Source organism: Butyricicoccus porcorum (genome assembly GCF_051246315.1).
GTDB classification, from domain to species: Bacteria; Bacillota; Clostridia; order Oscillospirales; family Butyricicoccaceae; genus Butyricicoccus_A; species Butyricicoccus_A porcorum.
Genome location: NZ_CP178353.1, coordinates 2092290 through 2107950 on the forward strand (window position 1 = coordinate 2092290; position 15661 = coordinate 2107950).

The following is a 15661-nucleotide window of genomic DNA, read 5'->3' on the forward strand; positions in this document are numbered from 1 at the left end:
AATAAGCAGGAAGGCGTGAATCTCCCCGACTTTTGTGGTATACTGATCTTGATTCTATTTTTGGAAGCGCCCGGCAGAGCTGCCCGGCGGATGAAAACGCACACAAACAGAAAACACGGATAATAAGGGGAGGAGATTCTCGTTACGATCGGATTTGATAACGAAAAATATCTGAAGCTACAGTCCCAGCATATCCGGGACAGAATTGCACAGTTTGGAAACAAGCTGTATCTGGAATTCGGCGGCAAGCTGTTCGACGACTACCATGCATCGCGCGTTCTGCCCGGCTTCCAGCCGGATTCCAAGCTGCAAATGCTGCTGCAATTGAAGGATCAGGCGGAAATTGTCATTGTCATCAGTGCGGAAGATATTGAGGAAAACAAGGTGCGAGGCGATTATGGGATTACCTATGATCTCGACGTACTGCGGCTGATTGATGTGTTTCAGGAAGCCGGACTTTTTGTGGGAAGCGTCTGCCTGACCAAGTTTGCGGGACAGGCTTCCGCCGAGCTGTTCCAGAAGCGGCTCGAGAGCATGGGGATTCGCTCTTACCGCCACTATAAAATTCCGGGCTATCCCGGCGATGTAAATCGAATTGTCAGCGATGAGGGCTATGGGAAGAATGAGTACATCGAGACCGAACGCCCGCTGGTCGTCATTACGGCACCTGGCCCGGGCAGCGGCAAGATGGCAACCTGCCTTTCCCAGCTGTACCATGAACACAAGCGCGGCATTCAGGCCGGTTATGCAAAATTTGAGACATTCCCGATCTGGAATATCCCGCTCAAGCACCCGGTCAATCTGGCCTATGAAGCGGCGACAGCTGACCTGAACGATGTCAATATGATTGACCCGTTCCATCTGGAAGCATACGGTGTCACAACGGTTAATTACAATCGTGATATTGAAATTTTCCCGGTGGTCAATGCCATGTTTGAGCTGATTTCAGGCAAAAGCCCGTATCGCTCGCCCACCGATATGGGCGTCAACATGGCGGGAAAATGTATCATTGATGACGATGCCTGTCGCTGGGCGTCCAGACAGGAAATTATACGCAGGTATTACAACTGCCTGTGTGAGCACAAGAAAAACGGCGCCTCCCGCGACGACCGCTTTAAGCTGGAGCTGCTGATGAAACAGGCTGGTGTCAGCATCAAGGATCGTTTTGTCGTCGATGCGGCACTGAAAAAGGAAGCGGAGACAAATGGACAGCCTGCGGCAGCCATTGAGTTGGAGGATGGTACCATTGTCACAGGACGCACAAGTGACCTGCTCGGCGCATCTGCTGCGGCACTGCTCAATGCACTCAAGAAGCTGGCAGGCATTGACCACGGCAAAAAGCTGGTTTCTCCTGATGCAATTGAGCCGATTCAGCGCTTGAAAACCGACTATCTCGGCAGCCGCAACCCAAGACTGCATACGGATGAAATCTTGATTGCACTCTCTTCCTCAGCGGCGCACAACCCTGTTGCCAGACTGGCGATGGAGCAGCTGCCGAAGCTGCGGGGGTGTCAGGCACATTCGACCGTTCTGCTTTCCTCGGTGGATGAGCAGGTGTTTAAAAAGCTGGGCATTCTGCTGACCTGCGAGCCGAAATACGAGCAGGAAGACAGAAAGTATCACAAGCGGTAAGAATAAGCTGTGAACAGAAAAAGGACGACACTGACAGCGCCAGTGATCGTCCTTTTTATATGCTTGAGAGGTAACTTTGTGTTACTCAGCCGCGTCTTTGGTATGAATTTTACGCATCAGGAACAGAACAGCAATCATGAGCACCAATGTGATGGGAGTCGCAGCCAGAGCCAGAGAGTCCTCTGAATAGTAGCCCAGAATGCCCGCGATGATGTAGCCAACGAAGGAGACCGCGGCAGCCGTCATGACATACGGCAACTGGGTTGACACATGGTTGACATGATCGCAGTGCGCACCGGCTGAGGCCATGATGGTGGTGTCGGAAATCGGGGAGCAGTGGTCACCGCATACAGCGCCGGAGAGGCAGGCTGCAATGGAGATAACCAGCATCTCATAGGTGTCTCCGTTGCCAAAGACGTTGCACACAATCGGGATCAGAATTGCAAAGGTTCCCCAGCTTGTACCGGTGGAGAACGCCAGAAACAGCGCAACGACGAAGATAATTGCCGGCAGGAACATGTTCAGAGCACCGGCAGAAGCGGACACCAGGTCGTGTACATAGTACTTTGCACCCAACAGACCGGTCATGCCGGACAGCGTCCATGCCATGGTCAGAATCAGGATGGGCGCTACCATCGCTTTAAAGCCTTCGGGGATACAGCTGGTAAATTCCTGGAAGGTCATCACGCCGCGAACCATGTAGAAGCAGAATGTAATAATCAATGTGACCATGCTGCCGAGAACCAGACCCATAGAGGCATCCGCATTTGCAAATGCGTTTACAAAGCTCTCGCCCGAGAAGAATCCGCCGGTGTAGATCATGCCGACAATACAGCTGGCGATCAGGACAGCAATCGGGAAAACCAGATCGAAGACCTTGCCCTTTGGATTGGTGGGTTCCTCGTCGGCGTTGCCATAAGGCCGGGATTCTGTGGTAAAGAGGTCTCCGTTTAATGCATTTTTCTCGTGCAGGTACATCGGGCCGTAATCCAGCTTGGAAACGATGACGATTACGACCATGAGCAGAGTTGCCAGTGCATAGAAATTGTACGGAATTGTGTGCAGGAACATGGAAAAGCCGTTGATGTCGGAGCCTTCCGGTACAGAAGAGGTGACAGCGGCAGCCCAGCTGGAAACCGGCGCGATGATGCACACAGGTGCGGCCGTGGCATCAATGAGATACGCCAGCTTCGCACGGGAGACCTGATAGCGGTCAGTGACCGGGCGCATGACAGAACCAACAGTCAGGCAGTTAAAATAATCATCGACAAAGATCAGTACGCCAAGAACCATTGTGGCAAGCTGTGCGCCGACACGGGTTTTGATATGGGTGGAAGCCCATTGGCCAAAGGCCGCAGAGCCGCCTACCAGATTCATCAGCGCGACCATAATTCCCAGGATAACCAGGAACACCAGAATACCGACATTCCAACTGTCAGCCAGTTTGTAGATCATGCCGCCGTCTTCATTGAAGAGCATGGTGTTGAGCATCAGCTCCAGATTGCCGTTGGCATACAGCAGGGCACCTGCGACAATGCCGACAAACAGGGAGGAATAGACCTCCTTGGTAATCAGTGCCAGTGCAATTGCGATGATCGGCGGCAACAGCGCACCCGGCGTGGAATAGACTGCCGGAACATAGTTCTCTGGGTCGATGGTGCCGGGGGTATTGATGGTAAAGCCAATCAGCAGTGCTGCAATTCCGACGGCAACAACCAGAAACAGGATGTTTTTCTTTTTCATATGTTCTCCTCTCTCAAAATTCAAAGCTGCCTGAAAAAGAACAAAGCATGAGCACAAAAAGCACCCATGCTTTCCAATACGATCAGGCATTGCTCCATGTATTATGGAGACAGATCGGTACACCTCTGTATCTATATACTATAGCACGGTTCGACAGGATCGGTCAAGATGAAACAAACTTTTAACAGTTGCAGTCTTTGCAGGTGTCACGCATCATTGCAACACCTGTATCGCCCGTGACAAATTCTCATCCGTTGATATTCACAACCGGATTCTGCTATGATATACTAAATGTGTATTACATTTGTGTATTCTCCCGCATGGCGGGAACAAATGCGCATCAAAAATGCCATTTGATGCGATACTATTTCTGGAAGTAAGGAAGTTTCGGTATTGAATCAAATCATTATCCGTCCCGCGACAGAGGCAGATGCCGGGGAAATGCTGGGATTGTACGCACCGTATGTCATTCATACAACGGTGACAAGTGAATACGAGCCGCCGAGTCTGGAAGAGTTTCTCGGCCGCATTCGCACGTATACAGCGAAGACGCCGTGGCTGTGCTGTGAAATGGACGGACAGATCGTCGGCTATGGCTATGCATCTCCGCACCGCAAGCGTGCTGCGTATCAGTGGTCATGCGAGACCTCGATTTATACGCGCATGGGATGCCATCGCCGCGGCATTGCGTCCGCACTGTACACTGCGCTGTTTGAAATCCTGGCATATCAGGGCTATTACAGCATCTATGTCGGTATCACCTGCCCCAACCCGCGCAGCATGGCGTTTCATATGTCAATGGGGTTTGAGCGCATGGGAGCTTATCACAACAGCATGTATAAATTCGGACAATGGCGGGACGTCATCTGGATGGGGAAATCGCTGCGGCACCATGATGGTGCACCGCAGCCCACAATCCCATATCCGGAAATTCGGGACAGCGCATTCTGCCGCGAGGTACTTGCGCATGCGGCGGAGCTGGTGCATGAACCGCGAGGGGAGCAGCCTCATGAGTGAACCGCTTTACCTCCGGCTGTATCACCAGATTCGGGACGAAATTGAGGCCGGGCGGCTCGCACCCGGGACACGGCTGCCATCTATCCGGCAGATGACGCACGATTCTGCGGTCAGCCGCACGACGGTGGAAACTGCCTATGAACACCTGTGTGCGGATGGCATTGTCAACTGCATTCCGCAGAGCGGATATTATGTCAACGATATTCCACATCGCCCGCCTGTCTGCCAGGACATTGAGCCGGAGCCGCAGCCGGAGCAGTGCCGGTATGACTTTTCTGGTCACCGCATGGACCCGGAGCTGTTTGACTTCGATATCTGGCGCAAGCTGTCGCGTTCGGTCATGATGGACAGCGACCCGTTTCTCGGCTACGGTGAAAATCAGGGAGAACGCGCGCTGCGTGAGCAGATTGCGCGGTATCTGTCCGCCGGGCGCGGTGTGTATACGACAGCGGAGCATGTCGTCATCAGCGCGGGCATCCAGAGTTTGCTCGGTATTCTGTGCGAAATGTTTGACAAGAGCTGCCAGCGCATTGCGTTTGAAGATCCCGGTTTCCGAAAAGGTTTTCGTGTGTTTGCCGACCATGGCTATGATACTGTGTTTATCCGCGGCGGCGCATCCGGCATTGACTTGGGCGAGCTGCGGCAGTCAGAGGCAAATATGCTGTATATTTCTCCATCACATTCGTTTCCTTCCGGTGCGAGTCTGACCCATCAGAAACGGGTGCAGCTGCTGCGATGGGCACAGCAGAACAGCGCCGTCATCTTCGAGGATGATTATGACGGCGAGTTGCGCTATACAGGAAAGCCGCTCGCAACGCTTTCTGCGCTGGATTCGGGCGGCAATGTTATTTATCTGGGCGCATTTTCCAAGCTGCTGCCGCCGTCCATCCGCATCAGCTATGCAGTGCTTCCGCCCCGGCTGCTGCCGCTGTACCGTGCCGTGGCTCAGCATTACAATCAGACATCGAGCACCATGGAACAGCTGACCATGGCGCGATTTATCGAACAGGGACGGCTGGAAAAGCAGGTGCGCCGCCTGCGCCGCATTTATGCACACAAAAATGCGCGCATTGCCGAAGCCTTTGCCGAGCATTTCGGTGCGCGCGCCGCAGTGCGACCGAATGACACCGGCTTACATGTCATTGTTTCGCTGGCGGGGCATGGGAATGCGGAGGAAATGTGCGAACAGGCCAGACAGGTCGGCGTCCGCATTGTGCCGATGTCTTCGTATCAGCTCGGGCGGCAGCGCATGCATGCCGCAGTATTTTACCTGTCCAGCGCAGGTATTTCCGAGGAGGATATCGAACCGGCGATTGCGCAGCTGCGCACAGTTTGGATTTGATGGTGTTTACAGAGCGGACAGAGATTCCATACGCAGAGAGGAGCTGTTATCATGGCAGGAGAAATACATCAGAATCATCGCGCACGCATGCGCAAACGGTTTCTGGAACATGGATTGGACAATTTTGCCGATCATGAAATACTGGAGCTTCTGCTGTTCTATGCCATTCCGCGTGGGGATGTCAATCCGCTGGCACACCGTTTGATTGAGGAGTTCGGCTCACTGGCAGGCGTGCTGGAGGCGTCACCTGTCGATATTCAAAAGGTAGAGGGGGCAGGGGCGTCTGTCGCTGCACTGCTTCATCTGATGCCGCCGCTGTTCAAGCGTTATCAGATGGCCAAGCTGAAGGGCAAACAGTACAACAATACGGAAAAGCTGTCCGAGCTGCTCATGAGCTATTATGCCGACAAGCCCAGAGAAGCGGCCATTGCCGTCCTGCTCGACAACAACTGTCGCCTGATCCGCATTTGTGAAATCGGGCAGGGAAGTGCCTGCGCCGTAAAAATCAGCGATCGCGAGCTGTTAAAGGCAGTTTTGAAGTACAACGCCGCCAATGTCGTGCTTGCGCACAACCATCCCCGCGGGGAATGTCTGCCATCCCGCGCCGATATCAACGAGACCGCCCGCCTGCGGGCGCTGCTTCAGCAGGTCGAGGTTCATCTGGCCGATCATATTATCGTCACAGAAAACCACTGGATTTCTCTTTCCAGCAGCCAGGATATCACGTACTGAATCGAAAATCGAACATTTGTTCTTGCATTCGGACAGAGCCTGCATTATAATAGAGCACACAGGAGGCGCGTGTACATGCCGAAATTTGAAATTGTATCGGAATATCAGCCTGCCGGCGATCAGCCGCAGGCCATTGAAAAGCTGGCACAGGGGGTAAAACTGGGCTTTGAGGAGCAGACACTGCTCGGTGTCACCGGTTCAGGCAAGACCTTCACCATGGCCAATATCATTCAGGCAGTGCAGAAGCCAACGCTGGTGCTGGCACATAATAAAACACTGGCGGCACAGCTGTGCTCGGAGCTGCGCGAATTTTTTCCCAACAACGCGGTAGAATTCTTTGTATCCTACTATGATTACTACCAGCCGGAGGCGTATATTGCCTCGACGGATACCTATATTGAGAAGGATTCCGCCATTAACGAGGAGATCGAACGCCTGCGTCATTCTGCTACCTCATCGCTGTTTGAACGGGAAGATGTCATTATCGTCGCGTCGGTCTCGTGCATCTACTCCCTCGGCGATCCGATTGACTATAAAAATATGGTCATCTCGCTGCGCCCCGGTATGGAGATTCCGCGCGATACGCTGACCCGACGCCTGACTGAAATCCAGTATGAGCGCAATGACATCGCGTTTGAACGCAATCGGTTCCGGGTACGCGGCGATACAGTGGAAATCTGGCCGGTATATACCGATTCGTTTGCTTATCGCGTAGAGTTTTTCGGCGACGAGATCGACCGCATCAGTGAGGTCAATCCACTGACGGGCGCACGCATGCGCGATGTACAGCACGCCGCGATTTATCCGGCGTCACATTATGTCGCCTCCAAGGAGAAAATGGAGGCTGCGCTGAAGGAAATTGAGCGTGAAATGAATGAGCGCGTCAAATGGTTCGAGGACAACGGCAAGCTGGTCGAAGCACAGCGCATCGGACAGCGCACACGCTATGATATGGAAATGATGCAGGAAATCGGGTTTTGCAGCGGTATTGAGAACTATTCGCGTGTGATTTCCGGGCGCGCGCCGGGTTCAGCGCCGTTTACGCTGTTGGACTATTTCCCGAAGGATTTTTTGATGATTATCGACGAATCGCATGTCACGCTGCCGCAGGTGCGTGCGATGTACCACGGCGACTATGCCCGCAAAAAGAGCCTGATTGACAACGGATTCCGCTTGCCGTCTGCGCTGGACAACCGTCCGCTCAATTTTGAAGAATTTCAGTCGCGTATCCATCAGGTCATTTACGTCAGCGCGACACCGTCGGATTTTGAGAAGAGCCGTTCCAGCCAGATTGTCGAGCAGCTGATCCGCCCGACCGGACTGCTCGATCCGAAGATCGATGTCCGCCCGATTGAAGGACAAATTGATGATCTGATCGGGGAGATCAACACCCGCGCCGCGCAGAAGGAGCGCGTGCTGGTCACCACACTGACAAAGAAAATGGCGGAGGATTTGACCGCATATCTGGAAAATGCGGGCATTCGTGTGCGCTATCTGCACCACGATGTCAAAACCATTGAGCGCATGGAGCTGATCCGCGACCTGCGCCTGGGTCTGTTCGATGTACTGGTCGGCATTAACCTGCTGCGCGAAGGCCTTGACCTGCCAGAGGTATCGCTTGTTGCGATTTTGGATGCGGATAAAGAGGGCTTTCTGCGTTCAGAGACCTCTCTGGTGCAGACCATTGGCCGCGCGGCGCGAAACGCCAACGGCGAAGTTATTTTGTATGCAGATACCATTACGCCGTCCATGGCGAATGCCATTCGTGAGACAGAACGCCGCCGCACCATTCAGCAGCAGTTCAATCAGGAACACGGCATTGTGCCCAAGACGATTGTCAAACAGGTGCATGATGTCATTGAGATTTCCGCTCCAGCGACGGAGGTCGGCGCCGTGCTCAGCCAGAACAAGCTGAACAAGACCCAGCGGCTGCAAAAAATTGCTGTGCTGCGCAGGGAAATGAAGGAGGCCGCCAAGATGCTGGAATTTGAGCTGGCAGCTGAACTGCGCGATCAGATTCGCGCACTGGAGCAGGACTAGGGCGTATCTGAAAAGTTGAAAATACGGACTGCTTCTTTGTTAAAAACACCTGAAATCCGAAAGGGTTCCAGCGTGCTGTTGCCTTGAACCAGTCTCGCCTTTGCGAAATATTCGTCATTTTCTTGGTTTTCAGATAGCGCCTAATCGGAAAGAATTGGGAGTAGGCAAAGAAATGCAGGAATATATACATGTAAAAGGAGCCCGCGAGCACAACCTCAAAAATGTGGAGGTGTGGATTCCGCGCGATAAGCTGGTTGTTCTGACCGGACTGTCCGGCAGCGGAAAGTCCTCGCTGGCTTTTGATACCATCTATGCGGAGGGACAGCGACGTTATGTCGAATCGCTGTCATCCTATGCGCGTCAGTTTCTCGGCCAGATGGACAAGCCGGATGTGGATTTTATTGAAGGTCTGTCGCCGGCGATTTCCATCGATCAGAAGACCACGAGCCGTAATCCGCGTTCCACGGTTGGCACGGTTACAGAAATCTATGACTATTTGCGCCTGCTGTGGGCACGTGTCGGCACACCACACTGTCCGAAGTGCGGAAAGGAAATCAAGCAGCAGACCATCGACCAGATTGTTGACCAGCTTATGGCGCTCCCCGAGCGCACCAAGGTGCAGATTCTCGCGCCTGTTGTACGTCAGCGGAAAGGCGAGCATGTCAAGGTGCTTGCCGATGCCCGCAAGAGCGGTTATGTACGTGCGCGTGTCGACGGCAATCTATACGATTTGTCTGAAGAGATCAAACTGGAGAAAAACAAGAAGCATAGCATTGAAATTGTGGTTGACCGCCTTGTCATCAAGCCGGAGATACGCAGCCGCATGAATGACTCAGTCGAAACGGCATCTGCGCTGGCGGGTGGGTTGGTGCTGGCGGATATCGTCGGCGGCGAAACCCTCTCATTCTCGCAGAACTATGCATGTGATGACTGCGGGATTTCCATTGAAGAGTTGACACCGCGCATGTTTTCGTTTAACAATCCGTATGGTGCCTGCCCGACCTGCACCGGTCTCGGTGTACAGCTGAAAATCGACCCTGACCGCATCATTCCGAACAAAAAGCTCTCTATTCGCAAAGGCGCGATTCAAGCGAGCGGATGGACGAATTGTGACGACGGAACGATTGCAAAGATGTATTATGATGCCCTTGGCAAGCGATACCACTTTACACTGGATACGCCGATTGAAAAGATGAGTGCAGAGGCGGTACATGCCATTTTGTACGGAACCGGCGAGGAAAAACTGCTGCTGCGCACGGCGCATTATTCCGGCAAAAAAATGGAGCAGCCATTTGAAGGTGTCATCCGCAATCTGGAGCGTCGCCACCGTGAGACCAATTCTGAATGGGCGCGCGCGGAAATTGAAGACAGCATGAGTGAGATTCCGTGCCCGGATTGTGCCGGACGCCGTCTGAAAAAGGAAATTCTTGCCGTTACGGTCGGCGGATTGAATATCATGGAATTCTGTGAAAAGTCTGTCTCGCAGGAGCTGGACTTTCTCGACCACCTGACGCTGACCGAACAGCAGATGCGCATTGCGGAACGCATTCTGAAGGAAGCGCGCGAGCGCCTCGGCTTTCTCAACAACGTCGGCCTGAATTATCTGACACTTGCGCGCGCCTCTGCCACGCTGTCCGGCGGCGAGAGCCAGCGCATCCGCCTTGCAACCCAGATCGGCTCATACCTGATGGGAGTGCTGTATATTCTCGACGAGCCGTCCATCGGCCTGCACCAGCGCGACAACGATAAACTGCTTGCCACGCTCAAACGTTTGCGCGATCTCGGCAATACGCTGATTGTCGTTGAACACGATGAAGATACCATGTATGCGGCAGATCATATCATTGACGTAGGGCCCGCAGCGGGAACCGGCGGCGGCAATATTGTCTACTCGGGTGATATTGACGGATTGTTGAAATGCGAAGAATCCATAACCGGACAGTATTTGAGCGGAAAACGCAAAATTGACGTGCCAGATACGCGAAGAACAGGGAATGGAAAGTTTATCACCTTTACAGATTGCTGCGTCAACAATCTGAAAAATCAGACGTTTACGATCCCGCTCGGCGAGCTGACCTGCGTTACCGGTGTGTCGGGAAGCGGCAAATCTTCATTCGTCAACGAGATCCTGTATAAAAAGCTGGCAGCTGATCTCAATGGCGCGAAAACCCGGCCGGGCTCGTTTGGTGAAGTTATCGGCATGGAACATCTGGATAAGGTGATTGATATTGACCAGTCCCCCATTGGACGTACGCCGCGCTCCAATCCGGCCACGTATACCGGACTGTTCAATGACATCCGCGCGCTGTTTGCACAGACACAGGATGCGAAAATGCGCGGCTATGGGCCGGGACGATTTTCGTTCAACGTAAAAGGCGGACGCTGTGAGGCATGCACCGGCGACGGCCTGCTGAAAATTGAAATGCATTTCCTGCCCGATCTGTATGTTCCGTGTGAGGTGTGCAAGGGAAAACGCTATAATAAGGAGACCCTGGAGGTGCGCTACAAGGGAAAGAGCATCGCAGATGTGCTTGATATGACAGTAGACGAAGCGGTGGTTTTCTTTGAAAATGTGCCGAAGATTTACCGCCGATTGCTGACACTTCAGGACGTTGGTCTGGGATATGTCAAGCTCGGACAGTCGTCAACCACGTTATCCGGCGGTGAAAGCCAGCGTGTCAAGCTAGCGACTGAGCTTTCCAAGCGCGCCACTGGACGCACGATGTATATTCTCGATGAGCCGACGACGGGCCTGCATGTCGCGGATGTACACCGCCTGGTCGATGTGCTGCAAAAGCTGGTCGATGCAGGCAACACGGTAATTGTCATTGAACACAATCTCGATGTCATCAAGGTTGCTGACCATATCATTGATCTTGGCCCGGAGGGCGGTGATGGCGGCGGCACAATCGTCTGCACCGGTACGCCGGAAGAAATTGTGCGTTGTGAGACGTCATATACCGGACAGTATCTTGCGAAGTATTTGAAATAACGGATGTGATTACAGCGGAGCAAGCACTTGCTCCGCTCAGCCTGTCGAAGAACCCGGCTCTCGCTTAATGCGCAGCCGGGTTCTTCGACAGGCTCAGGTGCCGCATATGTGGCACCTTTTGTTATATCTGAGCGGTTATTCATCGTCTTCTGACGATTTTTTTTTATGTTTATAACTGGAGAGAGGGTTTTTACTAGCAGCGTCCTTCATGTTTGCATCGTTAATATGGGTATAAATCATCGTAGTATTGACATTTTCGTGTCCCAAAACATCCTGTAAAGTTCGGATATCTACACCGTTTTTGTACATCAGTGTTGCAGCGGTATGGCGCAGCTTATGCGCGGAGAATTTGGACGGATCAAGTCCGGCTTGTGCGATGTATTTCTTGACCAGGTGCTCCACGGTTGTCTTGCGTATCCGGTTTTTTTGTCGGCTGACAAACAGCGCACCTGCGGAATCGGAATCCTTGTTTGGCTCAACCCGGTGGGGGAGATAGGCGTTGATGGCGTCTACGCAGGCTTCGTTCAGGTACAGCATGCGTTCTTTGTTTCCCTTGCCGAGCACACGGATCTGATTTTCTTTGATATCAGACACATTCAACCCGCACAGCTCGGATACACGCAGACCGCAGTTGAGGAACAACATCAGGATACAGTAATCGCGCTCTTTATAGGGGCCATCGACCGATTCAAGCAGAGCAATGCTCTCGTCAACGGTCAGGTATTTCGGAAGGGACCGCCGCACAGACGGATACTCGAGGTTCTGAATGGGATTGTGTGACAACAAATGTGCCTTGTCGGTGAGGTATTTGAAAAAAGAACGAAGAGCAGAGACTTTGCGTGCACGGGAGGTGGACAACAGTCCGACATCGCTGTGGTCGGAATTGTTGTGTTTCAGACGATCCTGTGCAGTATACATCAGAAACGCATACGCATCTGAAAGAGTGATTGTTCGTATGAATTCAATATCAATATCTGTGATCGGAATTTCGTCGAACGGGATATCATCAGCCAGACCGCGCTGTTGCTTGATAAATCGGAAAAACATGCGCAGATCCAGATAGTACTCGTGTGCAGTCTTTTGTGATTTTCCTTTTACAGTATAAAGGTACGCCAGAAAATCATTTAAAATCTGAGGCGACTGCTTGTCAGTTTTCATAAATGTGTTCACGCTCCATTCTCTCATGACATTTTATATCATGCGATAGGGGAAAATCAAGTGTATGGATAGGGAAGTGACAGCTAACCGGTTTATCGGCATATTTCGCGGCAGAAGATGGTCGTTTTCTCACTTTGTTACACGATTGCATCGCATACTACGGTGCGTTATGCAAATCCATTTGCCAAATGCGCTGTCATGTGATAGAATTATTCTGTAAAATTGCGGGCTTTTGATTAGGGTGTATCTGACAAGTTGAAAATGTTGATTATTTCTGCAAATTCAGATAGCGCCTAAAATAATAACAGAAAAAGCTCATACAGCGATTTGCAAGAATGCAATCAATGATAAAACGAAATGAATGTGCCGATATGCCGTGAGACGGCAGGCGCAATACGGAGGTACTTCTGTGGGAAGAAAAGAAGCAAGAGAAATTGCACTTCATCTGATTTTTGAACTGAGCTTCAAGCAGTTCAGTGACGAGGAACTGCTGTCTGACCGTCTGGAAAAGTCGGTTATGGATTCGTTGGCGGGCGATATTGCATTGTATGCAGGAGAACTGCCGGAAGATCAGAAGGTATATATTCGCAATACCGTTATGGGTGTCTGCGCACATTGTACAGAGCTGGACGCAGTTGTCGAGGAGCATTCCACTAACTGGAATACGAACCGCCTGTCCCATATGACGATGTCGCTGCTGCGGCTTGCTCTGTATGAGATGCAGTACGTCGAGGATGTTCCGGTTGGAACTGCAATTGACGAAGCAGTGGAGCTGGCGAAAAAATATGAATCCGAGGAAGTTCCGGGGTACATCAATGGCGTACTCGGCGCTGCTGCACGCGAGCTGGCGGCAGACTGATGGCACGTTTTCTTGGTATTGACACTTCCAATTACCGCACTTCTGCGGCACTGTTTGACAGTGAAAGCCGCGCATGGCACAATGCCGGACGGCTGTTGGAGGTGCCGGAGGGTCGTATCGGACTGCGGCAAAGTGATGCGCTGTTTCAGCATGTACAGCATCTGCCGGAACGGATTCTCGAACTGGAAAAGGGCTTCGGCACACAGATCGCGGCAATTGCGGCAAGTACCCGGCCACGTGCAGTTGAGGGGTCTTATATGCCGTGTTTTCTTGCCGGAGCAGGTGTTGCACGCAGTATGGCACATGCACAGGGAATCCCATTCTATGAGGTTTCACATCAACAGGGGCATTTAGCGGCAGCAGCATTCTCTGCAAACGCCCTGCATTTGCTGCGTGAGCCGTTTCTGGCATGGCATTTGTCCGGCGGCACGACCGAGTTGTTATATGTCAAACCGGATGCACCGCTATTTTCGGCGGAAATCATTGGTGGCACGGATGATCTGGCAGCAGGCCAGTTGATTGACCGTGCCGGAAATCTGCTGGGGCTTCCATTTCCGGCAGGAGCACAGCTGGAACAGCTGGCAAATGATTGTACGGAGCCGGAAAAGCCGTTCCGTCCGAAGGTAGCAGGCTGTCGGTTTTCACTGTCCGGCGCACAGAATAAAATTGAAAAGCTGTATCAGACAGGCGCGCCGCGTGAAACCGTTGCGCGCTATACAATTGATATTGTTGGCAGTGCTGTGATGGATGCAACGCGGCAGGCTGTGGAAGAATTTCATTTGCCCGTGCTGTGTGCGGGCGGCGTGATGTCCAACCGTCGGCTTCAACAGCGCATGCGCGATGCATTTGATGCACAGTTTGCCGAACCGACACTGTCGGGCGATAATGCAGTAGGTGTTGCGGTCCTGGCGGCATTGCTGAGTGGGGAGCTGTTATGAAGCAACAGACAGTTTATACGGTTTCACAGGTCAATCATGCGATAAAACAGATGCTGGAAGAGCATGAGCCGTTTCGCAATTTGTATGTACAGGGCGAGATTTCCAATTATAAGGCACATTCCTCCGGACACAGATATCTGACCCTCAAGGATAAAGATGGTGTGCTTTCTGCGGTGATGTTCCGTTCAGATGCTGCACGACTGCGTTTCCGACCGGAAAATGGTATGAAGGTCATTGCGCGCGGACGCATCAGTTGTTATCCAAAATATGGACAGTATCAGATGTATATTGCGGATATGATGCCGGATGGTATTGGCGCACTTACCATTGCCTTTGAACAGCTCAAGCAGAAATTATATGCCGAAGGACTGTTTGATGAGGCGCGCAAAAAGCCGATTCCGCGTCTGTCACAGACAATTGCTGTTGTCACTTCACCGACCGGTGCGGCAGTGCGCGATATGCTTCGCATTCTCAGACGTCGGTATCCGTTGGCGCAGGTGCAGATTTATCCGGTTCTTGTGCAGGGCGAAGGGGCAGCGGCTCAAATTGCAGATGCCATTGCAGCAGTAAACCGGCGCGGGGAAGCGGATGTGATTATTACCGGACGCGGCGGCGGTTCGTTGGAAGACCTGTGGGCATTTAACGAAGAAATTGTGGCGCGTGCCATTGCGGCATCAGAAATTCCGGTGATTTCTGCCGTAGGGCATGAACCGGATGTTACGATATCAGATTTTGCCGCCGATGTTCGCGCTTCCACGCCGTCCAATGCGGCAGAAATCTGTGTGCCGGATGTCGCAGAGCTCCGGCGTTTTCTCCGCACGGCGGACAGCATCCTGCGCAGCGATATAGAAGCGGTTTTGCAGGGCAAGCGTGCACAGTTGGATGCACTGGACAAGCGCAGAAAGCTGCGAACTCCGATCGGATATATTCAGGACAAACGCTTTGAACTGGAGCATGTAGCTGGACAGATGACTGCTGCCATGCAGCAAATTCTTGCGGCGAGAAGACAGGAATTTGTACGGCAGGCGGCATATCTCGACGCGTACAGTCCGCTCAAGGTTCTGGCACGTGGTTATTCTGTCGTAACGAAGGATGGCACAGTTGTCGCAAGCAGTGCCAAATTGCGCCGTGAGGACGAAATCTTTGTCCGGTTTGCCAAAGGCGGCGCGGTGTGCACGGTGAAACAAGTCAAGCGAAAATGCTGAGGA

The 15661-nt window shown here is 52.4% G+C and carries 11 protein-coding genes; 9 read left to right on the forward strand and 2 right to left on the reverse strand.

From position 1 onward, the window contains the following. Positions 1-135: 135 nt before the first annotated feature. A complete protein-coding gene (locus ACLM7Z_RS10325) occupies positions 136-1632 on the forward strand; it encodes a DUF1846 domain-containing protein (protein WP_087021671.1) in 1497 nt (498 codons plus the stop codon). Between the two features lie 81 nt (positions 1633-1713). On the opposite strand, the gene ACLM7Z_RS10330 is transcribed toward ACLM7Z_RS10325, so the two are convergent. Continuing rightward, positions 1714-3375, reverse strand: coding sequence for a Na+/H+ antiporter NhaC family protein (locus ACLM7Z_RS10330; protein ID WP_087021668.1), 1662 nt, complete (start codon positions 3373-3375; stop codon positions 1714-1716). Between the two features lie 393 nt (positions 3376-3768). Here ACLM7Z_RS10330 and ACLM7Z_RS10335 point away from each other — a divergent pair, with 393 nt between their 5' ends. The 5 genes from ACLM7Z_RS10335 to uvrA all read left to right on the forward strand — a co-directional run bounded on the left by ACLM7Z_RS10335 (position 3769) and on the right by uvrA (position 11498). Next, positions 3769-4392: a GNAT family N-acetyltransferase gene (locus tag ACLM7Z_RS10335; protein WP_087021663.1), complete on the forward strand. Its 624-nt coding sequence runs from the start codon at positions 3769-3771 to the stop codon at positions 4390-4392. Further along, entirely contained in the window at positions 4385-5734 is a 1350-nt protein-coding gene (locus ACLM7Z_RS10340; RefSeq protein ID WP_165761165.1) for a PLP-dependent aminotransferase family protein, read from the forward strand. Before ACLM7Z_RS10335 ends, ACLM7Z_RS10340 begins: the two co-directional genes overlap by 8 nt. Positions 5735-5785: 51 nt before the next feature. Beyond that, complete coding sequence (locus tag ACLM7Z_RS10345) at positions 5786-6466, forward strand: RadC family protein (RefSeq protein WP_273349446.1); 681 nt, start codon at positions 5786-5788, stop codon at positions 6464-6466. 75 nt (positions 6467-6541) lie between these two features. After that, positions 6542-8506 (forward strand): excinuclease ABC subunit UvrB, encoded by a 1965-nt coding sequence (gene uvrB / locus ACLM7Z_RS10350; protein ID WP_273349444.1) that lies wholly within the window; start codon positions 6542-6544, stop codon positions 8504-8506. 172 nt (positions 8507-8678) lie between these two features. Then, on the forward strand, positions 8679-11498 hold the full coding sequence (gene uvrA, locus ACLM7Z_RS10355; protein WP_273349442.1) for an excinuclease ABC subunit UvrA: 2820 nt from the start codon (positions 8679-8681) through the stop codon (positions 11496-11498). Positions 11499-11633: 135 nt separating this feature from the next. Here the strand turns inward: uvrA and ACLM7Z_RS10360 are convergent, their stop codons facing one another. Then, positions 11634-12656, reverse strand: coding sequence for a tyrosine recombinase XerC (locus ACLM7Z_RS10360; RefSeq protein ID WP_087021648.1), 1023 nt, complete (start codon positions 12654-12656; stop codon positions 11634-11636). Positions 12657-13065: 409 nt separating this feature from the next. Here ACLM7Z_RS10360 and nusB point away from each other — a divergent pair, with 409 nt between their 5' ends. Genes nusB through xseA form a run of 3 tightly spaced genes read left to right on the forward strand, consistent with a single transcriptional unit; the run spans position 13066 to position 15658 of the window. Beyond that, entirely contained in the window at positions 13066-13515 is a 450-nt protein-coding gene (gene nusB / locus ACLM7Z_RS10365) for a transcription antitermination factor NusB (protein WP_165761164.1), read from the forward strand. Beyond that, entirely contained in the window at positions 13515-14453 is a 939-nt protein-coding gene (locus ACLM7Z_RS10370) for a DNA-binding protein (RefSeq protein ID WP_087021642.1), read from the forward strand. Before nusB ends, ACLM7Z_RS10370 begins: the two co-directional genes overlap by 1 nt. Further along, positions 14450-15658 (forward strand): exodeoxyribonuclease VII large subunit, encoded by a 1209-nt coding sequence (gene xseA / locus ACLM7Z_RS10375; RefSeq protein WP_273349438.1) that lies wholly within the window; start codon positions 14450-14452, stop codon positions 15656-15658. Before ACLM7Z_RS10370 ends, xseA begins: the two co-directional genes overlap by 4 nt. Positions 15659-15661 lie beyond the last annotated feature (3 nt).